The organism is Pedobacter sp. GR22-6 (assembly GCF_037402555.1).
Lineage (GTDB): Bacteria > Bacteroidota > Bacteroidia > Sphingobacteriales > Sphingobacteriaceae > Pedobacter.
The window spans coordinates 525,497-551,687 of the sequence record NZ_JBBEUC010000002.1 but is presented as its reverse complement, the minus strand read 5'-3'; the positions used below and the strand labels follow the sequence as shown (position 1 = coordinate 551,687).

The following is a 26,191-nucleotide window of genomic DNA, read 5'->3' as shown; positions in this document are numbered from 1 at the left end:
GCGCAAAATAATTCCAATCTCTTGCCAGGGCTCCAGTAAAAAACAAACGCTTTTTGCTTAAACCTTTCCATGGGTATTGCACTCTAATCAACATGTTTACAAAAACAAAAACCCTGATAGTCATCCTCACCGGCTTCTTGATAAAGAGCCAATCTGTTGTCAGCCAGCAAATCACAACTCCGGCACCTAAAGTCCTGGAATGGAAAGTTGAGGGTACATCGCGGAGCGCGTTGGTATACATCCCCGAAGGGTCAAAAAGTAAAAAGACACCCATCATCTTCGCCTTCCATGGACATGGCGGAAGCCAGGAACACATGTACAGGACCAGGAGATTTGACCAATTGTGGCCCGAAGCCATATTTATATGTCCTCAGGGACTGAATACTCCGGGCCTGCTTACCGATCCCGAAGGAAAATCCTCAGGCTGGCAAAACCGGTCAGGCATCCTGAACGACAGGGATCTGAAATTCTTTGACACCATGCTGGCCTATTTCATAGCGCAGTACCAGGTAGATCAGGACAGGGTTTTTGTCACCGGGCATTCCAATGGAGGTGGTTTTACTTACCTGCTCTGGGCAGACAGAGGGAAGCTTTTTGCCGGCCTTGCGCCTACTGCGACAGTGGCTGGCAGAAACAGGAACAAATTAATCCCGAAGCCTGTACTGCATTTGTATGGCGAAAAGGATCAACTGGTTCCTGCAGAAAGGCAAAAAAATACCTGTGAGTTTTTATTGAAACTGAATGGCTGTACCGAACAGGGAACGCGCATTACTGAGAACGCAACAAGCTTCTCCTCTGAAACAGGCAATCCGGTCATCATTTATAAAAGTCCGGGCGGACACAACTATCCACAATCTGCCAACCAGGTCATCATCGACTTTTTTAAGAAAACAAAAAAAAGGGAGACTAAATCTCCCTTTCACTGAATTATTTAATGCTATACAACTTACTGCCATGCGGCACGATTTCCTGAGAAATGTTAGCAGCTGAACTCTGCGTCACTTTACCGGTCCACAGTTCTTTGATCTTATGCTTGCCACTGATACCCAATTCGCTCAGGTTTACAGATACGGTTGCATTTTCTTTATCTCCCAGATTGAAGAAGGCCAGATAGCGTTCGCCTGTTTTTTTGTTGCGTGAAGTAATGGCCACTTTGCCATCCTGCATGAACAGCTGCTTTACTTCTATACCCTCTCTGTGCATTTTCAAGACCTCTTTATTGGTCAGCAGGGAAAGTGTAAATTCATCATTGGAAGGCATATCGCCACCGAACATCAGCGGTGAACGGAAAATGGTAAAGAAGGTCATTAATGAATATTGTTCCTCTTTGGTCAGGCGGGTCATGCGGTCTTGTCCGCGTTCGCCCCGTACAGAGATCCTGCCCAATGGGATCATGTCGCAATCTGGCCAGGTGCCTTCTGAGATGTAGGGATACCAGCCTTTAGCTACGTTCATGAGGTGTACCAGGTCTTTCCATACATCCCATACATCGTCTACCATGCGCCACATATTGGCATGTTCCTTTACATGTTCGGCATTCTTAACCGGGGTTTCGCCAGGCGAAGTACTCAGGACAATGGGTCTGCCGGTACGGTCTATCGCTTTGCGGATCAGTTCGATCTCACCCTGGTGGTATGGGCGCGACAAGTCGTCTACTTTGATGAAGTCGACACCCCATGAAGCATACAGCTCCAGAATCGAATTGTAGTATTCCTGTGCTCCCGGCTTATCGGCCAGGATCGTATAGTTGTCGCGCAGCCAGGTACATTGTAAATCGGTGGTATAAATCTGGTCAGCAGTGATGCCATTGGCGCCTTTGATGGGCAGCTTGCGCTTCACGGCCTCTACAGGGATGCCCCGCATGATGTGGATCCCGAATTTCAGGCCCTTGCTGTGTACGTAATCTGCCAGTGCCTTGAAGCCCTTGCCGTCTGCTGCTGAGGGAAAACGACCTGTAAAAGGTAGGTACCTTCCATACTCATCCATCACATATCTCGGATCCGTCTGGTTGTACCCCCCTGCTTTGTCATTCTCTACAAACCAGCGGATGTCTACCACAATGTACTCCCAACCGAGCTTCTTCATCTTTTCCGCCATATAATCGGTATTGGCTTTCACCTCCGCTTCGGTTACGGTAGAACCGAAACAATCCCAACTGTTCCAGCCCATAGGTGGCGTTTGAGCCCAGCTTTTGAATGTCGATTTGCTTTGTGCCTGTGCAAAAATTGTGCTAATGGAGAAGGCGCTAATGAGGAGTATTTTTCTTAACATATTACGTTTAACATTTGGATTGATCGAAGATAAATAATAAACGTCACACTAACGCTTATTTGACTACATTTTTTAAACCTGCCTTTCAACTTCGTTACAATTGCTCGCTTTTCAGCAGAAAATTCAAAATTTGTTTAACATTGTATTCTACTTCCCATTTATGCCGACAACAGCACTTCAAGCCAAAAAAGCCACTAAAGCCATTTTTCTCGTCTGCGGACTGGGCATTTCAAGTTGGGCACCCATGGTGCCATACGCGAAGGACCGCCTGGGACTCAACAATGCGGATCTGGGACTGCTGCTGCTCTTGCTGGGCGCCGGAGCCATCGCGATGATGCCGGTAAGTGGTTTTATTGCCCACCGTTACGGCAGCCGGATCGTGATCAAATATGCGGCATTGATCGTGGCAGTCACCCTTCCCCTGCTCTTGCTGATCAGCTCCCCGATTCTGATGGGACTGGCCTTATTTATTTTTGGAAGCGGTGTTGGCGTAGTGGATGTGGCCATGAATGCACATGGCGTACAGGTACAAAATGACCTGGAAAAACCGATCATGTCCTCGCTGCACGGTTTGTTTAGCGTAGGTGGCTTACTGGGTTCACTTGGATTGGGTTTTTTAATGAAATTCGGACTGAGCCCAATTACTGCGGCCACCTGTATTTCGCTTTCCATTGTCCTGATTCTGTTCTGGAACTACCGTTTTCTCTTTGATGTGGTAAAAGAAAAGGAGGTCATTGCCAGATTTGCGGAAACACCTTCGGAAAAAGCGGGTACGAACAAATTGTCCTGGCTCAAGGGCACTGTACTCTTCCTCGGTTTCATGTGCTTCTCTGTGTTTTTAAGTGAAGGGGCCATGCTCGACTGGAGCGCCATTTTCCTGCGCGACAATAAAGGCATCAATCCGGAACTCGCAGGGATGGGTTATGCGGCCTTTTCTGTGGCTATGGCAGTGATGCGCCTGCTTGGTGATAAAATAGTGGCCCGACTAAATGGCAAAACGGTAGTTGTGGCCGGCTCACTCATTGCTGCCGCAGGTTTGTTTATCGCGATATTCAGCCCCTGGATCGCTACAGCGCTATTGGGATTTGTGTTGCTAGGTATCGGTGCGGCCAATATTGTTCCGGTATTTTTTAGTGAAGGCGGCCGCGTCAAAGGCGTTCCGGCCACTATAGCCATCCCGGTGATCAGTACGATGGGTTATGCGGGACAGCTCGCAGGACCGGCCTTACTGGGCTTTATTGCCTTCCAGTTTTCCTTAAATGCGGCCTTTGCTTTCATTGCTGCGCTGCTCTTGCTAGTTGCCATCACCTATGGCTTAAGACGAACTAGTGCCTAAACCGGAAAAAAACATCCTGAATTTGCTGAACCAATATTTTAGTATTACTTTAGCCTCAGCAATATACGAATGGTAAATATTCTAAAAAATATCATCAGCAGACCTTCTTAATTCGGGAAATCCCTGAATCCAACCGGTATATTTATACCAACACCAATTTTAATTTTTATTCAGTTGCATCTGGCCCTGAGGCTAAAGATGTCATTTACGTTTGATTAATCTTTTTGAAAAATGATTTTTGAAAATAACCTGGCTTTTGCGCAAAGTCTGGACCAGCAGGATCCACTCAGCGCATTGAGGAACGAATTTCTATTCCCTCAGCAAAACGGCAAACCTTTTATTTACCTCTGCGGCAATTCATTGGGACTGCAGCCAAAATCTGCAAAGCAATATGTAGAGGAGCAACTCGGCAACTGGCAAAACCACGCGGTAGAAGGTTGGTTCGAGGGCGACAGCCCATGGATGTTTTACCACAAAACACTCAAAGAACTGATGGCTCCGATCGTTGGTGCCAGTCCTCAGGAAGTATGTCCCATGAACACCCTCACGGTCAACCTCCACCTGCTGATGGTGAGCTTTTACCGACCATCCGGAGGCAGGTTCAAAATCATCATGGAAGCTGGTGCCTTCCCTTCCGATCAGTATGCCATCGAAAGCCAGGTCCGTTTCCATGGTTATGATCCCCGGGAGGCGATCATCGAAGTAGCACCAAGATCAGGAGAATACACCTTACGGACGGAGGATATCCTGAAGGCCATCGCCGATCAGGGGGAAGAAATTGCCCTGGTATTATTTGGTGGGGTCAACTACTTCACCGGCCAGTGGTACGATATGCCCGCGATCACCAAAGCCGGACATGAAGCGGGTGCCATTGTAGGTTTTGATCTGGCCCATGCGGCAGGTAATGTGCCTTTGAAATTGCACGACTGGGATATCGATTTTGCCTGCTGGTGTTCTTACAAATATCAGAACTCCGGGCCGGGTGGCATTAGCGCCATCTTTGTGCATGAAAAGCATTTTCAGGACGAGCAAATGCAACGATTTGCCGGCTGGTGGGGCTATCAGGAAGCGCAACGTTTCAAGATGACCAAAGGTTTTGTACCGGAAGCGGGCGCAGATGGCTGGCAGGTAAGCTGCACGCAGGTAATCCCGATGTCGCTCTATTATGCATCCTTACGCATCTTCGAAAAAGCAGGGTTCATTGAACCCCTAAGGGAGAAAAGCATCCAGTTGAGCGCATACCTGTTTTACGTGATCGGGGAGGTCAACAAAAGCCTTGGCGAGGAACAATACCAGATCATCACACCGGCCACCGCGGCCGACCGTGGCGCCCAGGTGTCTATCGTAGCCAAATACAAAGCCAAAGAGGTTTTCAATGCTTTGATGGCAAACAACGTTCTTGGGGATTGGCGCGAACCTAATGTCATCCGCCTGAGTCCTGTGCCCTTATACAATAGCTTTGAAGATGTATATACTACAGGTGAGCATTTACTGAACATCAGCAAGTCGCTGATCTAAAGCACACATTTGAAATCGAATAAAGAAAAGAGATGGAAATTACACCAGAAATTACCGACCGCCTTTCCAAGCTTCAGGAGAAGTTTACAGCAATGGGTCAGGATATCAACGCCTACCTGGACGGACTACTCTATGCAGATTACCTTACCTATTGGGATTACATCCACTTAGATACGCTATTGAGTCTGCAAACACCCAAAACCCCTTTCCCGGATGAAGAAATCTTCATCATGTACCACCAGATCACAGAATTGTACTTCAAACTGACTTTGCATGAATGCAAGCAGATTGCCGCGCATCCTGCATTGACTTCAGCATTTTTCGCGGAAAGGCTGAAGCGCATCAATGCCTATTTTACCGCATTGGTGTCCTCATTTGACATCATGGTCGATGGCATGGACAAATCCCAGTTCCTGAAATTCAGGATGTCGCTGCTGCCGGCCAGCGGTTTTCAGTCGGGCCAGTACCGCATGATAGAAATTCATTCTACAGACCTCATCCGCCTGGTGGATAAAAGCAAGCGTGAGGAATTGGGAGCTGCCAGTGTAGAGGAACAGTTCGAATACCTATACTGGAAATTCGGTGCTTCTGAACTTTCCACCGGAAAGCAGACACTCACCCTACAGCAGTTCATTTCGAAATATGCAGCGCAGTTCCTGCGTCTGGCAAAAGACAGTACGGAAAGCAATTTTGCCGCGCTTTACCGCAAGCTGGTAGCAGAAGGTCAGGATGTAAGCCTCGTTGAAGAGGAATTGCGCAAGCTCGACCTCTTTGTGAATGTGGAATGGCCGCTGTCGCATTACAAATCGGCGGTGCGCTACCTGGAAAAAGATCCGGCCGATATTGCCGCTACAGGAGGTACCAACTGGCAAAAATATTTGCCTCCGCGTTTTCAGAAAAGGATCTTCTTTCCCTTCCTGTGGACAGAAGAACAAATTGAGCAATGGGGCAAAACCTGGGTGATGAACGTGCTGAAGAGTTACAAGATATAACAATGAAAAACCTTTTTCATGCGTTTATAGTTGTAATAGAAGAAATAGAAAGCTTATGAACACTACCCCTATTTTAATTGAAAGAACATTTGATGCGCCTGTTGCTGAAGTCTGGGCAGCTATTACTGATGCCGACAAAATGCGGGAATGGTATTTTGACCTTGAAGATTTTAGACCTGAAGTGGGTTTCAAATTCCAGTTTATGGCTGGAAGCGAAGAGAAACAATACCTGCATATCTGTAAAGTGATAGAAGTGGAAGAAGGTAAAAAACTGTGTTACTCCTGGCAGTACGACAATTACCCGGGACAATCCCATGTGACTTTCGAACTCTTTGAGGTAGGAACCAAAACGCGGCTTACCTTAACGCATACAGGCACAGCTTCTTTCCCTGCCAAAGACGATCCTTCTTTCAGCAGGGAAAGTTTCAGCGCGGGCTGGACGCATATCATCGCAACTTCACTAAAGGAATATCTGGAGAAAGAATAATTTTTATAAATTGCGGGGCTAAATATATCTGATCCGTTATGGCAAAATCCCGAAAGGCAGCCCTCAGTTTTATCTTTGTTACCTTACTCCTGGATATTGTAGGCATCGGCCTGATCATTCCGGTATTCCCTCAACTGATCGAACAGCTCATTGGTGGCAACATCAGTCAGGCTTCGCAATGGAGCGGATGGCTCACCTTTGTTTACGCCATCATGCAGTTTGTGTGCGCGCCGATTGTGGGCAACCTGAGTGACAAGTATGGCCGCCGACCGGTGTTGTTGTTGTCTTTACTGGGCTTTGGCGTCGATTATATCTTCCTCGCCCTGGCGCCTACCATTTGGTGGCTCTTCTTGGGCCGGATCATTGCGGGCATGTTTGGGGCGAGCATCACAACAGCTACAGCTTACATCGCTGATATCAGTACCGATGAGAACAGGGCACAGAACTTTGGGATGATCGGTGCTGCCTTTGGCGTCGGTTTCATTATTGGTCCTGCCCTTGGCGGAATACTCGGTGAACTGGGACCAAGAGTTCCTTTTCTTGCAGCAGCAGCACTCACTTTACTAAACGTGGCTTATGGCTATTTTGTACTCCCGGAATCCCTGGATCAGGCACACCGCAGGAAGTTTGAATGGAAGAGGGCAAATCCCCTGGGCTCTTTACTGCAGTTGAAGAAGTACAAAGGATTGGGCGGACTCGTCATTGCCCTCGTGTTTGTCTACATCGCGAGCCATGCCGTACAGAGTACCTGGACTTTCATCAATATAGAGAAATTTCATTGGAGCAGTTTTACGATAGGGATTTCATTGACAGTGGTCGGCGTATTGGTTGCAGCCGTACAGGGTGGACTGATTCGCGTCATTAATCCCTGGTTGGGCGATGAAAAGAGTATTTACATCGGCCTGGCGATGTATGCCCTCGGACTGGTCCTGTTTTCTTTTGCCTCGGCAAGCTGGATGATGTTTGTATTTCTGGTCCCTTATTGCCTGGGTGGAATCGCGGGCCCGGCACTGCAATCGATCATGTCCGGCAATGTACCACAAAATGAGCAGGGTGAACTGCAGGGCGCACTGACCAGTCTGATGAGTGCCACGGCAATTGTTGGTCCCTTACTCATGACCTACCTGTTCTCCTGGTTTACAAGTCCGGCCGCCTCCATCAAGTTTGCAGGCGCACCATTTCTCGCAGGAGCAGTGCTGATGCTGATCAGCGCCGTAATTGCCTATAGAACGATGAAAGGACATGCCTTCCTGAACAGGAAAGCATAATCCGCTAAGATTAAGCTTCGCTGTGTTCGTTGATCGCTCTCCACAGCATATCCTTGAGTTCGGTGATGCCTTTTTGAGCTACAGAAGAGATAAAGATCGATGGCACATGCTTCGGCAATTCCTGTTTCATTTCAGCGACGAGCTCTTCATCCAGCATATCTGATTTGGTCACGGCAAGGATGTGTGGCTTTTGCATGAGTTCGGGATTGTAATCCTTCAATTCGGATTTCAGGATCTCATATTCCTCAGCAATGCTGCGGTTGGTATCTGCAGGCACCATGAACAGCAGTACAGAATTACGTTCGATGTGTCTCAGAAAACGAAAACCCAATCCTTTACCTTTAGAAGCACCTTCTATGATCCCGGGAATGTCGGCCATCACAAAAGACTTGCTGTCACGGTAAGAGACAATCCCCAGGTTGGGTACGATCGTTGTAAAGGGATAATCAGCAATTTCCGGTTTAGCGGCAGATACCACGGAAAGTAAAGTCGATTTACCCGCATTCGGGAAACCTACCAGACCTACATCGGCAAGCACTTTCAGTTCCAGTACCATCCATTCTTCTTTTCCTGGCTCACCCGGCTGGGCAAAACGTGGCGTCTGATTGGTAGGGGTCTTGAAATGCCAGTTGCCCAGACCACCACGGCCACCAGGGGTCAGGATTTTGGTTTCGCCGTCTTTCGTGATCTCAAAAAGCACGTTTCCGGTTTCTGCATCTTTGGCAATGGTACCCAGGGGTACATCCAGGATTTCATCCTTACCTGATTTACCGGTAGAGGTTGCACTGGAACCCGGTTGCCCGTCCGGAGCAATGATGTGTTTGCGGTATTTCAAATGCAGGAGTGTCCAGAACTGGGAGTTTCCCCTCAGGATGATGTGGCCGCCACGACCACCGTCACCACCATCCGGACCGCCTGTAGCAGTCCTTACATCACGGTGCAAATGTGCAGAACCTGCCCCCCCTTTACCGGAGCGACAGCATATTTTAACATAATCTACAAAATTGGAACCCTGCGACATAATTTTCTGTTTTTTTATAAATAACAATAGCGGGCAGCATTGTGTTCTGTCCCGCTATCGTGGTAATGTGTAAATTAGTATTGATCGATTACAGCACTCAGCTCAGCGAAGATGTCATCGATCTTTCCGATGCCATTCACTTTACTCAACTTTTGCTGTCCTTCGTAATAAGGCAAAACATGGATGGTTTTGCTGAAATATTCTTCAATGCGTTTTTGCAATTTATCGGCCTGATCGTCTACACGACCGGTCTCCAGCTGACGTTGCGCGATGCGCTTGGTCAATTCATCCTGATCTACGTCCAGAGCGATCACTCCGGCCAGCGCAGTTCCTTTACTTTCCAGGAAAGCATCCAGGGCTTCTGCCTGAGGCACCGTACGTGGGAAACCATCAAAAATAAATCCTTTGGCCTGTGGGTTTTTGTCCACTTCCTCTTCCAGCATCGCAATCGTGATGGCATCAGGAACCAATTGTCCTTCGGCAATCAGGGCACTGACCTGTTGTCCCAGGGGGGATTGATTTTTAATATGGGCCCTAAATAGGTCGCCTGTAGAAATGTGAATCAATTGATATTTCTCAATTAATTTTTCAGATTGGGTGCCTTTGCCTGCACCCGGTGGGCCAAAGAGAACAAAATTCAGCATTTGGGTTGTCTTTAAAGTTAAAAAGCCTTCTGCTTTTCAGAGGTTACTTTTGAGGCTGCAAATATATAAAATTTTAGCTTATATGCTTGCCCTATGCGAATTATTGACTTTGTGATAGGTATTTACATAATCTTTAGGTGAACTACCTACTACACTTTTGAAGACCCTGTTGAAATTGGTAATGCTGTTGAAACCCGCATTATAGGCCACTCCAGAGATGCAATCGGCCTTTTTGCCCGATACCAGGTTTTTACAGGCCTCATTGATCCTCACTTCATTCAGGAAGGAAATGAACTTGCGGCCGGTGTGTTTTTTGAAGTAGCGACAGAAAGCCTGAGGGGTCATAAAGGCGACATCAGACACGTTTTCCAAAGTGATCGGTGTATTGTAGTTCTGCATGATGTAGTTCAGGATATTGCTCAGGCGGATCCCCTCATTCTCCGAAATATCTGAAGAATACATGGCCGGACAAAGCGGTTCTGCATCTTCTATCGACATAAAATCTTCAAACAGCTCCAGGAACTTAAAAAGCAGGTCGGTACCCGCCGATTGGTGTACGGCCAGTAATTTGGCTGCTATTTCCCTGCTGTATTCTTCAGGGATCTTAAAACCATGCTTGTGGTTTTGCAGAAAGGCTTTCGAACTTTTCATTTCCGGCAGATCAAACAAGGATGCCATCACCCCTTTCGGATTGAAATATAAGGAACAGGCTTTGATCAGCTTTCCACTATCGGACACAAAATATTCCGGATTACTTTTAAACAGATGCGGTAGATTGGCGCCGATCAGGAAGACATCTCCCGATTGAAAATCGTGCATGTTATTGCCGGCAATCAGCGTGCCCTCCCCTTCTTCAATCCAGGTGATCTGACACTCGTCGTGGCGGTGCAGGTGCGGATAAAAATGAGGGAGTTCTACTTGTTCAGAAATGACACTTTTATCATCTGGCACTAACAGTGTAAATGGTAATACTTTCATGCTTGTAGGTTTGGTTCGATAATTTGAATATACAGATATTAACAGAAATCTCAAACCAAAGCGCTATATCGGTTAAAATACGGTTACAATCAGACAATTATTTGTCAGTATGACGCTTAATTGGGGAGGCTTTGATCATAAATATCAAGGCCGCACATTGTTGATGGGCTCAACAATGGCGGCCTGAACAACCGATCACACATGGTATTTTTTAGCAGAATTACCTTTGAGGTAAAAATGCCTGAATGTCGATTTCCGGTCTTTGACCTGAAACAAGCTGACTGACCAGCAAACCTGTAGCCGGACCCAAACTGAGCCCCATCATGCCATGACCAGTAGCCACTACAAGATTGTTTAATTTCGGACTGCGGCCGATGTAAGGCAAGCCATCGGGCGATGAAGGTCTGAAACCATACCAGATATCTTTTAAGGCAGGCACAGCCGGCGTAAGATCCGGAAAGTATTTCGGAACCGAAGCGACAATCCCTTCTACCCTGTTCATGTTCACCTGGCTATTGATCTTCGCGATCTCCATGGTACCCCCATACCGGATCTGCCCGTTCATTGGCGTGATCGCCACACGCGCTTCACACAACAATGCAGGAATGCTCATGCGCTGTTGTGGCTCATCTTCCATAAAGGAATAGCCTTTCCCGGGCATCAGGGAAATGTTCAATCCTAAGAGTTTGGCTACGGCCGGCGACCAGGAGCCGGTGGCCAGTATGTACTGATCGGCTTTCCATTCCTTCGTTCCGGTAAAAACCGAACTGATCTGGCTACCATTGGTCGTCATTCTCGTCACTTCCTGATTGCGGACGATCTTTACGCCTTTTTGCTCCAGGTATTTTATCAGCGCCTGCATCAACTTTACCGGATACAAGTGTGCATCGCAACGGTAATGCACCGCACCGAGTACATCCAGCTTCAGTTTTGGCTGCAAGGCTTCGCATTCCGCTTTGCTGAGCACGGCCATATCCAGGCCAAGTTCTATTGCTCTTTTGGCCAGATGGGCTTCTTCTTCCGCCGCTTTCTCCGTTTTGTAAAAGGCCAGGATACCATTGTTGCGCAATTCGAAATCGAAGTCGGGTTCTTTGGCCAAATCCTGGAAAAGTTGCTTACTCAATAATGAAAGGTCCCGAAGCGGCAATGCCGATTCCTCCACATGCCTCTGCGTAGATTTCTTCAGGAAGGTGAGTCCCCATGCAGGGAGTCCGCCACCAAGCGAAGGCTTTACATAGAAAGGGCTCTTGCTGTCGAACATCCAGCGGATGCCCTGACGGATCATTCCCGGCGCAGCAAGGGGTACAAAATGACTTGGCACAATCATACCCGCATTGCCAAAAGAGCAATTGTCGGTCAGGTCACCTTTGTCGATGACCGTGATCTGGTGCCCCTGTTTACTGAGGTAATAGGCGGAACTGAGTCCGATGATGCCCCCACCAATAATGATGATGTCAGCCATATATTTTATCTTTTAAATGACCTGAAAGCCATGGGCATAAGGGTCGTTATTGTCTATTTTAATCGTATTGTAACCGTACACGCGGGCCCAGCCTTCTATACTCGGGATGATGGCATCATATTGCTCCATTTTGACCACATCTTCTACCTTTCCGGTGAATTTACTGCCGATGATGCTTTCATGAATGAAGAGATCGCCCTTTTTCAGTTTCCCTTTGGCATGCCACTGTGCCATGCGCGCAGAAGTACCCGTTCCACAAGGTGAACGGTCGATGGCCTTATCTCCATAGAACACCGCATTTCTGGCTGTGGAAGTTGGATCGATGGTGTCGCCCGCCCAAAGGATATGACTGCAGCCATTGATGGTGGCATCCTGAGGGTGCACAAAAGCATAGGCTTCGTTGATGCGCTTGCGGATCACCTGGCTCCAGCTGATCAGCTGGGAGGCCGTGAAATCCTGGATACCTGCAAAATTCTCCTGCGGATCTACGATCGCATAGAAATTTCCGCCGTAGGCGACATCGAAAGTCAGCATACCCAAATCCGGACATTCCACCTGCAGGTTTTCCGCAGCCAGGTAGGCAGGCACATTGCGCAGTTTCACCGAAGTTACTTTACCATCCTGTTCCTTGTAATCAATCAGCACCAATCCTGCCGGTGCTTCCATGCGGATCACGCCCGGAGTTTTCGGTTGGATCAGCCCCTCCTCTACCGCGATGGTAATGGTACCTATAGTACCATGCCCGCACATCGGCAGGCAGCCGCTGGTTTCTATAAACAGCACAGCGACATCATTTTGAGGGTCGTGAGGCGGGTATAGGATGCTGCCCGACATCATATCATGACCCCGGGGTTCAAACATCAGACCTGTACGGATCCAATCGTATTCTTTCAGGAAATGCTGGCGCTTTTCGCTCATGTTGGCCCCATTGAGATTGGGGCCGCCTCCTGCTACCAGTCGTACCGGATTTCCGCAGGTATGTGCATCTACACAGAAAAAAGTCTTGCTGTCCATTATTCCTGAGTCCATTTATTGTCTACCAATCTGAATATATGAAGTGGATTACCATCCTTCAGTTCATCAGGGAGCAAATCCTTGTCCCAATCCTGCCAGGCCACTGGTCTCGCAAAACGCAATACCGCTGTACTTCCTACAGAAGTGAAGCGCGAGTCGTTGGTCGCGGGGAATGGTCCGCCATGTTGCATCGCTGCACAAACTTCTACGCCCGTTGGTACACCGTTTAGGATCAGCCTGCCCGTTTTGTCGCTCAAGGTATTGATAAGCGCAGCATATTCTTTCAACTCTGATTTTTCGGCCATCAGGGTGATGGTCAGCTGTCCCTGCAATACATTTGCAATCTCTTGCAGCTGCGCCGCATCCTCTACTGCTACCAATAGGGAATAAGGACCAAAAACCTCCTCTTGCAAGTCGGGATTGTTCAAAAACTCAGTTCCGCTTACCCTGGCTACTTTTGCCAAAGCCTGGTTTTCTGCGCTTTCATTTAGGTTAGCAGATGCACCGAGCAAGCTTACGCCCGTTTGTTCAACTGCCTCAGTAGCCAGTTTATTGAAATTGGCACAAATCCCTGGTGTCAGCATGGTCGCTGAAGGTACTGCACTGATCGACTCGCCCAGTTGCTGAGCAAAGCTTTCCAATGCAGGAGATTTCAGCCCGATGAGCAAGCCCGGATTGGTACAAAACTGTCCTGCCCCTAAGGTAATGGAACCCGCATAGGTTGTTGCCATCTGCGCCGCCCTGTTTTCCAAAGCTGCTGGCAAAAGGAATACCGGATTGATGCTGCCCATTTCTGCAAATACGGGAATAGGCTCTTTACGCTGTTGCGCGAGTTTCACCAATGCCATCCCCCCCTTGTAAGAACCGGTAAAGCTGACCGCCTTTGTGGCCGGATGCGCTACCAAAGCTGCACCTACTTCATAGGCATCATCGAAAAGGATGGAAAAGATACCTTCAGGAAGGCCGCTTGTTTTTACTGCGCGCTGGATAGCCTCTGCCACAAGTGCGCTGGTACCTGGATGTGCGGGATGTGCTTTGACCACAACAGGGCAACCCGCAGCGAGTGCGGAAGCCGTATCGCCACCGGCAACAGAAAATGCCAATGGAAAATTACTCGCCCCAAAAACCACGACCGGTCCGATAGGAACCAGCATACGCCGGATGTCGGACTTGGGCAATGGTTTGCGTTCCGGTTGTGCCGTGTCAATCACTGCATTGACCCAGGAGCCCTCTTCCGCCTGATTGGCGAAAAGGCGCAACTGGCCTGTAGTACGGCCCATTTCACCTTGCAAACGGGCAAGCGGCAGACCACTTTCCGCCGAAGCCTTATTCACAAGAACGTCACCTAAAGCTTCAATTTCGCTGGCTATGTTTCTTAAAAACGCAGCCCTGCTTGCTCCGGAAGTATTTTTATAAATCAAATGCGCAGCAGATGCCGCGGCCATAGCGGCCTCGACATCTGCTGTTGTTGCAATCGTATATTCACCATCAAGAAAAGCTCCTGTAGCAGGATTGACGGCTTTAAAAGTTGTTTTTATCATGCGGTCTGGCTTTCTAAAACACCCCAGCTGTTTTCAGGCAGTTCAGGACGGTTAGCCAAAGCGTCGTTGATGGTTTTCAAAACGCGCTCACGCTCTTCGCCTTTTAGTGCCAACCTTGGTGCCCTTACGTTTTCTGTACCGATACCAGTAGCCACTTCCGCCAGTTTGATGTATTGTACCAGCTTAGGATGGATGTCGAGTTCCAATACCGGCAGGAACCAGCGGTAAATGGTCAGTGCTTCAGCAATCCTGTTTTCTTTTACCAAACGGAAAATCGCCACAGTCTCTCTTGGGAAGGCATCTACCAAACCAGCTACCCAGCCATGGGCACCCATTACCAAACTTTCCATGGCTAGAGGATCTACTCCGGTAAAGATTTTGAAACGGTCGCCAAAGCGGTTGATCATCCGCGTTACATTAGAAATGTCACGGGTAGACTCTTTCACAGCTTGGATATTCGGATATTTAGCCAGTTCCTCAAACATGTCGAGGGTAACTTCTATTTTATAATCTACCGGATTGTTATAGATCATGATCGGCAGCTCTGTGCTTTCGGCAATGGCTTTAAAGAAAACCAGTGTTTCTTCCTGATCTGCGTAGTAACGCATAGGCGGCAACAGCATCAGACCGCTGGCACCCAGTTCTTCCGCTTTTTTTGCGGTGGCGATGGCTGCCTTTGTCGTTGATTCTGCAATGTTCAGTAAAACTGGAACTTTACCCGCTACAAAGGCAACGGTATGTGCTAGTAATTCATACTTCTCTTCATTTGTAAGCACACTTGCTTCACCCAATGATCCACCCAGGATCAATCCTTCGGCACCTGCTTCCAGTTGTGCCTCAATGTTTTTTTCGAACGCGTTAAAATCTAACTGATCGTCGTCTGTAAACTTAGTTGTTACAGCAGGAAATACGCCTGACCATTTAATCTTCATAGTATTTTGTTTTTATTCAAAAGTAGGCCGATGAAAAATGGAATTAGCAGTGGAAATTAGCAGGTGTTACCAATAAATTAACAACATTGGTGTTACCATACAGCTGCCTGATCCTTGCTGACCTTTACATAGTACATCCTGGAAACTGCCTCAGCCCCAAAGCCCTGTAAAAGGGTTGGTTTCACCTTACTGCTCTGCCAATTTTCAGTTGGGTTCAACTTCAGGTTTTCCGACCCGATCTTTAATGAAATGGGCAGATTAAAGCCTTTTACACAATCGGTATAACGGTAGCTCAGTTGGCCATCTGTTATTTTATACTCCAGCACAGGAATTTGTACCGTCCTCAAATACTGGTCGAAGACCTTGCTGTAATCGAAACTGGCTTTTTTTGAAATATAGCGTTCTACCTCTCCTGTGGTTACCGTTTTATGGTAAAATTCCTTGTTGAGTCCCCTTAAAATCTGACGAAACAATTCATCATTATTGATGCTGTGCCTGATGCTATGGATCAGGTTTCCTCCTTTAGGGTACATGTCGCCACTGCCCTGTGCGTTCACATGATAATCCGGAATAATCGGTTTGTTGTTCTTTATTCCTGTCCGTATTCCGTAATTGTATTCATTGCCGGCTTGTGTACCAAAGTGATAGTCGACAAAAAGCGTCTCGCTGTAATTGGTGAAACCTTCATGCACCCACATGTCTGCCAGGTCATTGGTGGTAATGTTGTTTCCGAACCACTCATGCCCGCTTTCATGGATGATGATGAAGTCCCATTTCAGGCCCCAGCCATAGCCGGACGCATCGCGGCCCAGATAGCCAAATTTGTATTTATTGCCATAGGACACGGCCGATTGGTGTTCCATCCCGGTATGGGAGGCATCGATGAGCTGGTAGCCATCCCTGTAAAATGGATAGGGGCCAAACCAGTGCTCCATGCTCTTGAACATCTTATGTACCTGATCAGGCATATAAGTTTTTGCTTTCTCCAGGTTGTAGTCAAGCACCCAATAGTTGACATCCAAGGCCCCTTTTTCACCAGGATAGACCTCTTTGAAGTTGACATACTTTCCGATATAGGGAATAATGCAGTAGTTGCTGATCGGACTGACCACATTGTATTTGTAGCTCGTCGTGCCATTACCGTTGTCACGTTTGTATTCCAGGCGGCCATTTGCTACGGCAGTCAGGCTGTCCGGTACGGTCATGGTCAGGGAAGCACCCTGATCCGGCTCATCACTTTGATGGTCTTTATTCGGATACCAGATGGAAGCGCCGAGGCCTTGACAGGCGACCGTCATCCATGGCCTCCTGAGGGAATCCAGTCCGAAGATGAAGCCCCCGTCCCATGGTGGCCGGATCGCCTCATGTACCTTCCCATGATAGTGGATGTTTACATTGTTTGTCTTACCTCGTTGCTGGGCAGGCACCTCTATGTACCAGACCGTTCCTTCTTTACTGAATTTCAAGTCCTTCCTGTCATTATAGATCACACTGTCGATGATTAATGGAGCTGCAAGATCGATCTGCATCCTGGCCTTTCCATCATTAGCCTTCAGGACTTTATACAGGATTTTATTGGACCCCAACAGGTTTTTGGTATTGAAATCAGGTTTGACGGACAATTCGTACCGTTGTACATCCCACCAGGTTCGCTCCGGTGTCAGACTGCCCCTTAGGGTATCGGCATGGGTATAACTGGCACCAGGAGTTTGCGCCTGTACAGCAGAAATCGGCAGCAAAAAAGTAAACGCAATGAAAATTGCAGGCAAGATGAGTTGCGGTTTGAAGGGTACGCTCATTTGAACAAGTTTGGATCCTTTCCAAAATTAAAGTGAACTACTGTTACAGAACTCACGTTTATTAGCTGTTAGTAGTTAAATATTAACCGGGAGAGCCATCGCATTTGGATCTGCTCCGGACGAATTGGCCATTATCTTACCTGATTCAAAATAACACCTGCCAGATTCAAATCTTTTTGTACAAGGAAAGCTGTAAAGGCTTTACTTTGATGCAAATGTTAGTAACCAGATATATGCGCAACTCGATCACCATCCTTCTTTTACTCGGCTGCCAGATTTGCACTGCACAAAAGCTGGAAATGGAACTGGACCGCATCCATCCCAGCATTGCGCATGATAGTCATGGAGATTCTATCCGCAAATATTTCTCCTACACCTTTCACAGCAAAGACGGCAGGCTTTTCAAGGAAAAGAACTTAATGATGATGGCTTTCTTTTCCAATAGACTGGCGGTTAATCATGAGCATGTGCTCTCAAAGATCCCGGAACTCAAGTTGATCCGCAGTCCGAAAGCTTTTGAAACGATATCGAGACCGATGAATAGTTACGCAGGAGCTTACGCGATACCCATACTCGATTCTGCCGGAATTATCATCACGGTGAATGGTATCAACCGGAAAAACGCAGGGCAATATGAGTTCAGGGTCCTGGAAGACAACAAAAGGGTGGTTCTGCCGTGGAGGAAACCGAGCTTGTTCGCGGAAGCCTATATGATGACTAAAATTGCAGATTCAACAATTATAGATGATTCTACAGCCTATCTGGGTCGTTTCAAAGGAAATTACGGTACTTCACTGACCTTTCAGGTTAGAGACATCCGCAATCCTGACCACATCAATACTTCAATGACTGCATATTGGTTAAAATGGAAACCCAAGGTAGTCGGAGTATTTACCTTTTCCCAACTCCCGGATTTCCTGACCATATTCAAACAACAATGGAAAAGAAGCTCCGTCGGCGAGACACCTACTGACTGGAGTGCAGACACTACGCTGCTGAAACGCAAAAAGAGATTCCGTAACAACGAAAATAACCTGATCTTCTGCCTGGACGACATCGTTATCTCCAAAAAAATCATTGAGTACAGATTGCTTCGTGGAAGCGACACGACCAAATGGACGGTCAACGACTTCGACTTCAATCTAGTTTGGCTTAAAAACCTTGCCCCCGGCAAGTACGAATTACAAATCCGCTATAGCGTACAGCGAATGAATGTTTGCAAATATACCTTTACCATAGAGGCAGCCTGGTATCAGAGCTTGCTGGCCAAGATAGGCTTGACGGTGTTGGTCCTGCTGGCCATCGGCTTTGTGGTGTTGCTTTGGCGGTCCAGGAAACAAGCAGAAAAACTGAAAGCACAGGGTACATTAAAGCAGCTGGTGCAAACCGAACTCAAATCTATCCGCTCTCAATTTAATCCCCATTTTGTGTTCAATGCCCTGAGCTCTATTCAGGGCTTGATCACAAAAAATGATGCTGAAAATGCCTCCAAATACCTGCTGGAGTTTAGCAACCTGATGCGGGATTCCTTAAAAGCAAGCAACAATGAATTTGTGAGCATCTCTAATGAAATCAAGATCCTGGAGAACTACCTGAAATTGGAAAAGTTACGCTTTGGTTTTAGTTACCAAATCCTAGTTACGGAACAAATCGATACCAATGCTATAGAAATACCGAGTCTGTTCCTCCAGCCATTAGTAGAAAATGCAGTAAAGCATGGCATATCTTCCCTTCAGGAAAAAGGTGAATTGATGGTCTACTTCCAAAAAGCAGACAATGACATGGTGGTACAGGTGACCGACAATGGTAAAGGATTTGACGAGCGCAGGGAATCTGCCGGATTCGGCCTGCAGCTTACAAAAGAAAGGATCAAATTATTAAACCAGACGCTTCATCAACAGGAAATTAGTTTTGCAGTACAGCGCCTGGACGAAAAAACACAAGTAATTATTCATTTTAAAGATTGGTTGATATGATCAGGGCGGTAATTATTGACGACGAAAAGAACAACATAGATAACATCGTAGGCCTACTGGAGAAACATGGACTCCCGGTAACGATCGTAGGAACAGCAACAAGCGCAGAGGAGGGCATCAGCACAATTACTGCAACAGCACCTGATTTGCTGTTTTTGGATATACAAATGCCAGAGAAGAATGGATTTGATGTACTGAAGGCCTTACCGCACTACCAGTTTGAGGTCATTTTCGTCACTGCATTTGATCAATACGGGATTCAGGCAGTTAAATTTTCAGCAATAGATTATCTATTAAAGCCTATAGATCCCGAGGAACTGAAAGTAGCCATCCGTAAAACGGCATCAAAACTTCAACAGAAAAAGCAGAACCATCAACTTGAAAACCTCATGAACCTGATCAGGGACAAGGACGCCAGAAAGGAGCACAAACTAGCCCTGGCCTCTACGAAGGAAATCAGGTTTGTCAATACAGAGGAGATCATCCGTTGCGAATCCTCAAATGCCTACACACAATTTTTCTTAACTGATGGAAATAACATTCTGGTTTCTAAACCCATATTTGAATATGAGGAACTGCTGGCCGATTATGAATTTATCCGCTGCCATCAATCGCATTTGGTCAACACCAAATTTGTGAAGAGTCTGCTGAAGGAAGATGGAGGATACCTCCTGCTTAACGACAATACACGCGTACCCATCTCCCGGGCGAAAAAAGAATTAGTCCTGAAAGCCTTAAATACACTAAAAAAATAAACGCTATGAAACACCTCTTAATTCTCCTCATGCTATTTTCATATAGCCAGTTAAATGCCCAAAGTGGCGCTCCACTTGCTATGGAGGATAAAAAAACAGATGCCTACCTGATGAGCCGCAAACCTGCTAAGCTCATTGTCGAAATTTTAAATCTACCGGATCCAGGTAAAAAAATCAATATTACGTACACACTCGTTCAACTGGGCATCAGCATGCAAAGCACAAAACATGCGGAGACCAATGCGGAGGGCCGGGTAGAGATCTTGCTGGATCAAAACCTGCCTTACCAGCAAATCTGGCTCAATGCGGACAAATACTTATATGCAGGCATCTATGTAAATGAGGGCCTGACTGTGACTATCGATGCAAACAAAGTACCTGCTAATGGCGCCTACATGATTGGCGAAGGCGTGCTCTACTCGGGCATCGACGGCGAACTGAATACCGTGATGAACAAAAGGGTATTATTTAGAAAGCCTGAAAGGGAAAAATTAAACGGCATCATTCAAAAACTGAGGACAGAAGCTGGAAAACACACTCCAGACGCAGTTCTCATCAAGATTGATTCTGTACGGAATGAACTTACAAAATTAGACGAACAATTCTGTCTTGATTATCCTACATACAAATGGGCAGCCAGGAACGAGACGCTTTCCGAGCTTTTCGGAGAGCTCTGTCTGTACTATTCAGCTGTAGGCATGCCAGCTAAATTATTCCAGGAAGTCAGCATGGAGGTTTCGGCAATACTGTCCACCTGATTTCGGAATCCGCTGTCCAGCCATTTCGCTGCAAAATGTCCACTAATTTCAGCCAAAGTATCCACTTGACTGATTTTAAAGGCTTTGAATCATCATTTATATGGGGTCTGCATTCCTGGTCTGCTGAGCAGTTTCAGAAAGCTCAGCGTACTGAAAATAGGGTAAAATCTGGATTCTAAACACAGAGTTATAAAGAATTGAATTGGGGAGGCTACTAACGCTTATCTAAGCGCATTTATCAGGCAGAAATACCTAGCGCCAGGTCCAGGGGATCCAGAAAGCGTTGGGTGAAAATTGACTGGACACTTTGGCCCGAAAAGAGGTGGATACTATCTCCGAAATCTCCATGCGGGATGCTGAAATAAATTCAGCATGACGAATTAGGCCATTATACAATGTTACTCACCTCGCTACATAAAGAAATTGATCCAGAAGTACATTTTGCCCAATTCCCCGCGCAATTTGTTTAAAGCCCGCATGATTTGAACCGAAACGGTTTTCTCTGAAATCCCCAGTTTTCCCGCTATTTCTTTATTGCTCAAGTGCTCTTCCCTGCTCATTTTAAATATCTCCCGGCATTGTTTGGGCAACTGCTCAGTAAAGCTCTTGATCACAGCTTGCAGTTCCTGCAGCTCCAGGCTTTCCTCGTTCACTGAAAAGCTTTCTTCCACATGGGCCAGCAGGTAGTTTTCCCTTACTTTGCTGCTTCGGATATAGTTGGCCGTCTGGTACTTCACCGCCATCAGCAAATAACCTTTGATGCTGCTCATGCTGTGCCTGTCCCTGTGCTCCCAAAACCAGGTAAACACCTCCTGCACAATATCCATACAAGAATCCTTATCCCTGAGCACATTATAGGCCGAGCGGAACAAGACATCAAAGCAACGCTCATGAATCTCATTAAAGACATGTCGATCCCCCCGCTTCAGCAAAGCAACCAGTTCCTGATCCGTATATGTGCTGTAAGCGTTCATTCGGCTAGCAATCTCAAACTAAAATACTGAAAATATTTCGTCAAAAAAACGGGCACTTGTCCTCAAGACAAATTGCCCGTCATAAATTAATGCTCTTTCAGACGAAAGTATACAATATCGGAGCAGACCACCAAATTTTACATTAAAAAAAATTGCATTCCTCTCTCCCCTAAAGGGCATCTCTTCCCGGAGAAAGAGAGGAATGTCAAAATAAAAACCAACCATTATGACACCAAAGAATTTAGAAAACACTTAAGACAAGAGATGACTCCAGTAGAAAAAACACTATGGTACGCATTAAAAGCCAAACGCTTCGAGAATACAAAATTCCGTAGACAGCATACCATCAGCGATTACACAGTAGACTTTTACCATCACCCAAAAAAGTTGTTTATTGAAGTAGACGGTCTATTCACACCGATCAGTACCGGGAAATATATGACATGGAACACTACATACTCCTATCTGACCCCAGTTATAAAGTCCTACGATTTGACAATGAAGATGTACAGCAGTGCTTTCAACAATCCAAAAACACATCAACTGAATCCCTCTTCTCTTTTTTATGTTAGACCTCTCTCCCCTTGGAAGAGAGGTCGGAACGACAGAGAGGGAAACTATGAATTATCTAATCTTATCTACAAGGAAAGCCAATAGTTTTCTAAAATTCTCTTGAGTTTGTTCAGAGAATTCAAACTTCCGCTTCTTTGCTAAGTTCTCTTGGACCGCTCTATTGAAATGCGTTTTATTGAATTTTGCTGTGTCTGGATATGTAGTTTTCTGAAATTTCAAAAGCTCATCTTCTAAGAAAAGCTTTTCCATAGCTATACTGCTCCAAGCAGAATCTACACTCTCCATCGTAAATAACCTATCCTCAATCGAAATACCAAATGCTTCTTCGTAACGTGAATGCTGCTTTTTACCTTCCTTGTCGGAGTCAAGGAAAACGATAAATTCCTTACCCCAACCTAGGTATAGGCTTATTAAGGTATCCATATTGCTGGAACTAGTACTCGGTGACATATTTAACTTCTCCTCTATTTCCAAAATCACATCCTTGAAGTAGGCAAGTGTATAATAATCATTCTTACCTTCTAGAAACACACAATTAGGTACATTCTCAAGATTGCTTGGTGCATAGTCAAGGACGTCTAAAATCGGTTGAAAATATGCAGTGTTATGAGGATGATTCGTCGCAAAATCTCGATACGATTCGATTCGGATATCTGTTTTCTTACTGTGGAATTCTTCAATTTTCTCTAGAACAAAACCTTGGTTCTTTACGACGTATGTGCTCTCTAGCCATTTTGGGTTTATCAAATGATGGCTATGTGTAGTGTAAATGATCTTTCCGTTACCTATTAGATTTTCAAAGCTTTTCAAAAGCTGCTTTTGTGCTGAAGAATGTAAATTAGAAGCGGGTTCATCAAAGAGAAAGATTACTCCTTCGGGCGAATCTTTTCGGTGTGGACGAAACTGCGTGAACAAAAGAAAAACGAAGAACCACCTAAAGCCTAATGAACGTTCATTTATCTGGTATATCCCATCATTCGCTTCGATCTGAAATTCTAGAAATGTCTGCTTATTTATATCAATATCGTAATCAATTACGACTTTGGTATTCAGGACTTTTCTTTTAAAGATTACATTCCAGGCATCAAAAATAACTTCTGTAATCTTTTTTTCCATTTTTTGGATTAAACTGTCAAGACTACGCTTATCTCCTCTATCGTTGCTTTTAATTCTTGAGATGAGATGGTCTGACAAATTAGTTCCGTTATCCAGCGAATTCAGTATATCTTGAATAAGGGCGATATAAAAACTATCTTTCGGGTCAGAAATACCCGGTGCCTCAAGCATAATCCTATTGGGAAAATCGAATAGAAAATTCGGAAAATACAGGATATTGGGCAGTAGCTTTAAGCAAATACTAGCTAAAGCGAGGTTTACTTCGGGATGATATTCGTTGCCAATTGCTTTATAAATGTTTTTTTCTTCTTTTGTGCAAGCACTAAACCCACTCCATGTCAATCCTGAATCTTGAAATTTAGAATCTTTGTAGTTGAAACTTCTTGTAAATCTCAGCTCGCCTTTATTCTGGATATTTTTGAAAATTGTCTTTTCATTGAGATATTCATTTACTTTCTTTTTGTCATCAGTTTCCAACTTAAGTGTAACTTCAATAGCAATCTTACCGTTAAAATTATCTCGTTGACTTATCGGAATTAAATCATTATAGTCAACTACAGATGCATCTGGGAGCATTAATTCATTTAGTCTTGGGTCATCAGCGCAAAATAAGTGCATCGCCTCTAGAATAGTAGTCTTACCACTTTCATTCAGTCCAACAAGGGTGTAAATGTTTGCATCGGGAGATTTATCGAGGTCAAATGTCATGTCCTCTATTCCTTTGAAATTTTTAATTTTGAATTGCTTGTACTTCATAAGAGCTTTATGGTTTATCTTGGTCGGCCAAGATTACAAATCTTTTCATAAAAAGCAAACATGCTTGTCGAATCTCCCTCTCTCCCTTTGGAAGAGATCCCCTTTAGGGGAGAGAGGGATTTTAGCTCAAAACCTATATCTTTTCGATCTCCTGGATTACACCTGTGCCAACCACCTTCCGTCCTTCCAACAAGGAGAAGGAGTCTCCAACTTTTAAATGGTGACTAACGTGCTTTGATGGCAACAGCTTCACTTTCGCAGTTGCAGTTTCTCCTGGTTTCAATTCATCCAAACCGGGAAAAGAAATCTCCCCAGAAAAATGATTTATAGAATTGAAGGAAAAAGACGGTCTGTAATTATCATATATAGGACGCTTTCTTTCGCCCTTTTCAGTAGGGAACAAAGACAAGATATCGGTAAAACTACATATTGTAAGTTGACTCATCATAACAATTCCTTTTAACAAACTTTTAAAATGTTTTCGACGAAAATATATAGAATTGCAAAAAATATCACCAAAATAACCGGATATCTTTAGTTATTTTCCCTGTATATCATACGCCCCTCTCTCCCCCTAACAGGAGATCTCTCCCATAGGGAGAGAGGTCAAACAGCCTAAAGGCTAAGGTTCCCTTTGCTTCCGGAAGGGATCTGCAATATATCATCAAGATAATTGGAATATATTTGCGATACCCTGGTATAATGCAAACATATCGCAAACATATTCCAGTTATATCGCAGACCCAAACGCATCTTTAACTACAGTCTGATCTTTCCGGATTTAATCACCATTTGAATGTTTCTCAGTTCAGCAATATTCTGAAGCGGATCCCCATTTAATACAATGATATCCGCTTGCTTTCCCTTTTCTATGGAGCCAATGTGCTTTTCTTGTCCAACCACTTTGGCTCCTGTAATGGTAGCGGAACGTATAGCTTCAGCATTAGTGAATCCGCATTGCTCCACAAAATACCTCAGTTCGTCCAGTAAGCGCGGATAAGGTCTGTTGACATCTACGATCTGGTCAGTCCCTGCGGCAATCTCCACACCGGCCGCATGGACCCGTTTCAGCAAAGGGAAGACCCATGGATCGCGTTCTTCTGAAACACACAATGTCGCATCAAGAATCGCTTTTTTCTTTTTCATCATCCTGCAAAAAGTGCTGATATACAACTGGGCGATTACGCTGTCCTTATAGGCCAAACTGGTCTTCCTTCTAAAGAACAAGGTATCAGTGGTCAGGTTCTCCAGCATTGAAACATGAGAAAGCACTTCCAGACCTGCCCCTACCACCTCAATTGGCTTTGCAGGATACATCATCGTATGCCCCCAGGTTTTTAAACCATGCCTCTTGGCCGCTGCAATCACTTTTGGCAGAAAATCCTTATCGAAAGAATGGTACAGTTTTACCCCTGTAGCACCGCAAGCTTTAGCGGCAGCCATTGCGCTGTCCAGATCAGTTGCCGGTGTCAATAATTGCTCCCAGGGCTGATAGGGCTCCTTCCTCAGGTGCTGATCTCTGTTGAAATACCAATCGCCGGCCATGAACGCCGCGAAGTAAACATCCGATCCGGAACGTTTACCCAGCCGGATCTCTTCCTGTGCCAGACGAAGTGCGCTGCCGTCTCCGGCTGCATCTCTTACAGAAGTGATGCCATGCCGCAGGAAATAGTTCAGGTGACTATAGGTATTTTCAATGTTATTCTTCCTGTTGGCAGTGACGTGAACGTGTGCATCGATCAGGCCTGGGATGATGTATTTTCCCTGAAGGTCGATCACCCTGGCGCCTTTCCATTTTTTCAGGGATGTGGTCAAACTGCGAATTTTACCGTCTGATATGACGAGGTGCTTTCCTTTGATGAAATGAGCTCCCTTGGCATCAAGTATATTGGCATTGGTCAAAATAAGTGTGGTGGTATCTATTGGCCCGGCAGAATGCGCGCTCGCCTTGCCAGACTTCGTGATCAGCCCAAACAGGGCAATCAACATTAACATCGGGTATTTTTTCATAATGCTGTTT

The 26,191-nt window shown here is 45.8% G+C and carries 23 protein-coding genes; 10 read left to right on the top strand and 13 right to left on the bottom strand.

What is annotated here, in order from left to right; translation table 11 throughout:
- The first annotated feature begins 92 nt into the window (after window positions 1-92).
- The gene (locus WAE59_RS09915) at window positions 93-926 is read left to right on the top strand and encodes an alpha/beta hydrolase family esterase (protein WP_337855797.1); all 834 of its coding nucleotides are present in this window, start codon (window positions 93-95) and stop codon (window positions 924-926) included.
- Window position 927: 1 nt separating this feature from the next.
- On the opposite strand, the gene WAE59_RS09910 is transcribed toward WAE59_RS09915, so the two are convergent.
- Entirely contained in the window at window positions 928-2,271 is a 1,344-nt protein-coding gene (locus tag WAE59_RS09910; RefSeq protein ID WP_337855796.1) for a glycoside hydrolase family 27 protein, read from the bottom strand.
- Between the two features lie 160 nt (window positions 2,272-2,431).
- Between WAE59_RS09910 and WAE59_RS09905 the strand changes: the two genes are divergently transcribed.
- From WAE59_RS09905 to WAE59_RS09885, 5 genes are all read left to right on the top strand, one after another.
- Window positions 2,432-3,607, top strand: coding sequence for an MFS transporter (locus WAE59_RS09905; protein WP_337855795.1), 1,176 nt, complete (start codon window positions 2,432-2,434; stop codon window positions 3,605-3,607).
- 231 nt (window positions 3,608-3,838) lie between these two features.
- Window positions 3,839-5,125 (top strand): kynureninase, encoded by a 1,287-nt coding sequence (kynU, locus tag WAE59_RS09900; protein WP_337855794.1) that lies wholly within the window; start codon window positions 3,839-3,841, stop codon window positions 5,123-5,125.
- Between the two features lie 32 nt (window positions 5,126-5,157).
- Window positions 5,158-6,117: a tryptophan 2,3-dioxygenase family protein gene (locus WAE59_RS09895; RefSeq protein ID WP_337855793.1), complete on the top strand. Its 960-nt coding sequence runs from the start codon at window positions 5,158-5,160 to the stop codon at window positions 6,115-6,117.
- Window positions 6,118-6,172: 55 nt separating this feature from the next.
- Window positions 6,173-6,604 (top strand): SRPBCC family protein, encoded by a 432-nt coding sequence (locus WAE59_RS09890; RefSeq protein ID WP_337855792.1) that lies wholly within the window; start codon window positions 6,173-6,175, stop codon window positions 6,602-6,604.
- Window positions 6,605-6,642: 38 nt separating this feature from the next.
- A complete protein-coding gene (locus WAE59_RS09885) occupies window positions 6,643-7,872 on the top strand; it encodes a TCR/Tet family MFS transporter (protein ID WP_337855791.1) in 1,230 nt (409 codons plus the stop codon).
- A gap of 10 nt (window positions 7,873-7,882) precedes the next feature.
- On the opposite strand, the gene obgE is transcribed toward WAE59_RS09885, so the two are convergent.
- The 8 genes from obgE to WAE59_RS09845 all read right to left on the bottom strand — a co-directional run bounded on the left by obgE (window position 7,883) and on the right by WAE59_RS09845 (window position 17,263).
- Window positions 7,883-8,893, bottom strand: coding sequence for a GTPase ObgE (gene obgE / locus WAE59_RS09880; protein WP_337855790.1), 1,011 nt, complete (start codon window positions 8,891-8,893; stop codon window positions 7,883-7,885).
- Window positions 8,894-8,967: 74 nt separating this feature from the next.
- A complete protein-coding gene (locus WAE59_RS09875; RefSeq protein WP_337855789.1) occupies window positions 8,968-9,537 on the bottom strand; it encodes an adenylate kinase in 570 nt (189 codons plus the stop codon).
- 78 nt (window positions 9,538-9,615) lie between these two features.
- Entirely contained in the window at window positions 9,616-10,515 is a 900-nt protein-coding gene (locus tag WAE59_RS09870) for an AraC family transcriptional regulator (RefSeq protein ID WP_337855788.1), read from the bottom strand.
- Between the two features lie 220 nt (window positions 10,516-10,735).
- The gene (locus tag WAE59_RS09865; protein WP_337855787.1) at window positions 10,736-11,977 is read right to left on the bottom strand and encodes an NAD(P)/FAD-dependent oxidoreductase; all 1,242 of its coding nucleotides are present in this window, start codon (window positions 11,975-11,977) and stop codon (window positions 10,736-10,738) included.
- 12 nt (window positions 11,978-11,989) lie between these two features.
- Window positions 11,990-13,006, bottom strand: a complete 1,017-nt coding sequence (locus WAE59_RS09860) for a 4-hydroxyproline epimerase (RefSeq protein ID WP_337855786.1) — start codon at window positions 13,004-13,006, stop codon at window positions 11,990-11,992.
- Complete coding sequence (locus tag WAE59_RS09855) at window positions 12,991-14,532, bottom strand: aldehyde dehydrogenase (NADP(+)) (RefSeq protein WP_337855785.1); 1,542 nt, start codon at window positions 14,530-14,532, stop codon at window positions 12,991-12,993. Before WAE59_RS09855 ends, WAE59_RS09860 begins: the two co-directional genes overlap by 16 nt.
- Window positions 14,529-15,464, bottom strand: coding sequence for a dihydrodipicolinate synthase family protein (locus tag WAE59_RS09850; protein WP_337855784.1), 936 nt, complete (start codon window positions 15,462-15,464; stop codon window positions 14,529-14,531). The genes WAE59_RS09855 and WAE59_RS09850 overlap by 4 nt, the downstream gene beginning before the upstream one ends.
- A gap of 92 nt (window positions 15,465-15,556) precedes the next feature.
- Complete coding sequence (locus WAE59_RS09845; protein WP_337855783.1) at window positions 15,557-17,263, bottom strand: M1 family metallopeptidase; 1,707 nt, start codon at window positions 17,261-17,263, stop codon at window positions 15,557-15,559.
- Between the two features lie 215 nt (window positions 17,264-17,478).
- On the opposite strand from WAE59_RS09845, the gene WAE59_RS09840 reads away from it, so the two are divergent.
- From WAE59_RS09840 to WAE59_RS09830, 3 genes are read left to right on the top strand one after another with little or no spacing between them, the layout of a single operon-like run.
- The gene (locus WAE59_RS09840) at window positions 17,479-19,239 is read left to right on the top strand and encodes a sensor histidine kinase (RefSeq protein ID WP_337855782.1); all 1,761 of its coding nucleotides are present in this window, start codon (window positions 17,479-17,481) and stop codon (window positions 19,237-19,239) included.
- Complete coding sequence (locus tag WAE59_RS09835) at window positions 19,236-19,994, top strand: LytR/AlgR family response regulator transcription factor (RefSeq protein ID WP_337855781.1); 759 nt, start codon at window positions 19,236-19,238, stop codon at window positions 19,992-19,994. The genes WAE59_RS09840 and WAE59_RS09835 overlap by 4 nt, the downstream gene beginning before the upstream one ends.
- A 5-nt stretch (window positions 19,995-19,999) precedes the next feature.
- On the top strand, window positions 20,000-20,752 hold the full coding sequence (locus WAE59_RS09830; protein ID WP_337855780.1) for a hypothetical protein: 753 nt from the start codon (window positions 20,000-20,002) through the stop codon (window positions 20,750-20,752).
- A gap of 410 nt (window positions 20,753-21,162) precedes the next feature.
- Here WAE59_RS09830 and WAE59_RS09825 read toward each other — a convergent pair whose 3' ends face one another.
- Entirely contained in the window at window positions 21,163-21,726 is a 564-nt protein-coding gene (locus WAE59_RS09825) for an RNA polymerase sigma-70 factor (RefSeq protein WP_337855779.1), read from the bottom strand.
- A 114-nt stretch (window positions 21,727-21,840) separates the two neighbouring features.
- Between WAE59_RS09825 and WAE59_RS25860 the strand changes: the two genes are divergently transcribed.
- Entirely contained in the window at window positions 21,841-22,383 is a 543-nt protein-coding gene (locus tag WAE59_RS25860; RefSeq protein ID WP_443147262.1) for an endonuclease domain-containing protein, read from the top strand.
- Here the strand turns inward: WAE59_RS25860 and WAE59_RS09820 are convergent.
- The 3 genes from WAE59_RS09820 to WAE59_RS09810 form a co-directional block, all read right to left on the bottom strand.
- On the bottom strand, window positions 22,351-24,171 hold the full coding sequence (locus tag WAE59_RS09820) for an ATP-dependent nuclease (RefSeq protein WP_337855778.1): 1,821 nt from the start codon (window positions 24,169-24,171) through the stop codon (window positions 22,351-22,353). The genes WAE59_RS25860 and WAE59_RS09820 overlap by 33 nt on opposite strands.
- A gap of 133 nt (window positions 24,172-24,304) precedes the next feature.
- Window positions 24,305-24,619: a hypothetical protein gene (locus tag WAE59_RS09815; protein ID WP_337855777.1), complete on the bottom strand. Its 315-nt coding sequence runs from the start codon at window positions 24,617-24,619 to the stop codon at window positions 24,305-24,307.
- A gap of 311 nt (window positions 24,620-24,930) precedes the next feature.
- Window positions 24,931-26,181, bottom strand: a complete 1,251-nt coding sequence (locus WAE59_RS09810) for an amidohydrolase family protein (RefSeq protein WP_337855776.1) — start codon at window positions 26,179-26,181, stop codon at window positions 24,931-24,933.
- Between the last annotated feature and the right edge of the window lie 10 nt (window positions 26,182-26,191).

Coding starts and splice junctions, on each gene's coding strand:
- WAE59_RS09915 (WP_337855797.1), top strand. CDS start 93: ATGTTTACAAAAACAAAAACCCTGATAGTCATCCTCACCGGCTTCTTG.
- WAE59_RS09910 (WP_337855796.1), bottom strand. CDS start 2,271: ATGTTAAGAAAAATACTCCTCATTAGCGCCTTCTCCATTAGCACAATT.
- WAE59_RS09905 (WP_337855795.1), top strand. CDS start 2,432: ATGCCGACAACAGCACTTCAAGCCAAAAAAGCCACTAAAGCCATTTTT.
- kynU (WP_337855794.1), top strand. CDS start 3,839: ATGATTTTTGAAAATAACCTGGCTTTTGCGCAAAGTCTGGACCAGCAG.
- WAE59_RS09895 (WP_337855793.1), top strand. CDS start 5,158: ATGGAAATTACACCAGAAATTACCGACCGCCTTTCCAAGCTTCAGGAG.
- WAE59_RS09890 (WP_337855792.1), top strand. CDS start 6,173: ATGAACACTACCCCTATTTTAATTGAAAGAACATTTGATGCGCCTGTT.
- WAE59_RS09885 (WP_337855791.1), top strand. CDS start 6,643: ATGGCAAAATCCCGAAAGGCAGCCCTCAGTTTTATCTTTGTTACCTTA.
- obgE (WP_337855790.1), bottom strand. CDS start 8,893: ATGTCGCAGGGTTCCAATTTTGTAGATTATGTTAAAATATGCTGTCGC.
- WAE59_RS09875 (WP_337855789.1), bottom strand. CDS start 9,537: ATGCTGAATTTTGTTCTCTTTGGCCCACCGGGTGCAGGCAAAGGCACC.
- WAE59_RS09870 (WP_337855788.1), bottom strand. CDS start 10,515: ATGAAAGTATTACCATTTACACTGTTAGTGCCAGATGATAAAAGTGTC.
- WAE59_RS09865 (WP_337855787.1), bottom strand. CDS start 11,977: ATGGCTGACATCATCATTATTGGTGGGGGCATCATCGGACTCAGTTCC.
- WAE59_RS09860 (WP_337855786.1), bottom strand. CDS start 13,006: ATGGACTCAGGAATAATGGACAGCAAGACTTTTTTCTGTGTAGATGCA.
- WAE59_RS09855 (WP_337855785.1), bottom strand. CDS start 14,532: ATGATAAAAACAACTTTTAAAGCCGTCAATCCTGCTACAGGAGCTTTT.
- WAE59_RS09850 (WP_337855784.1), bottom strand. CDS start 15,464: ATGAAGATTAAATGGTCAGGCGTATTTCCTGCTGTAACAACTAAGTTT.
- WAE59_RS09845 (WP_337855783.1), bottom strand. CDS start 17,263: ATGAGCGTACCCTTCAAACCGCAACTCATCTTGCCTGCAATTTTCATT.
- WAE59_RS09840 (WP_337855782.1), top strand. CDS start 17,479: ATGTTAGTAACCAGATATATGCGCAACTCGATCACCATCCTTCTTTTA.
- WAE59_RS09835 (WP_337855781.1), top strand. CDS start 19,236: ATGATCAGGGCGGTAATTATTGACGACGAAAAGAACAACATAGATAAC.
- WAE59_RS09830 (WP_337855780.1), top strand. CDS start 20,000: ATGAAACACCTCTTAATTCTCCTCATGCTATTTTCATATAGCCAGTTA.
- WAE59_RS09825 (WP_337855779.1), bottom strand. CDS start 21,726: ATGAACGCTTACAGCACATATACGGATCAGGAACTGGTTGCTTTGCTG.
- WAE59_RS09820 (WP_337855778.1), bottom strand. CDS start 24,171: ATGAAGTACAAGCAATTCAAAATTAAAAATTTCAAAGGAATAGAGGAC.
- WAE59_RS09815 (WP_337855777.1), bottom strand. CDS start 24,619: ATGATGAGTCAACTTACAATATGTAGTTTTACCGATATCTTGTCTTTG.
- WAE59_RS09810 (WP_337855776.1), bottom strand. CDS start 26,181: ATGAAAAAATACCCGATGTTAATGTTGATTGCCCTGTTTGGGCTGATC.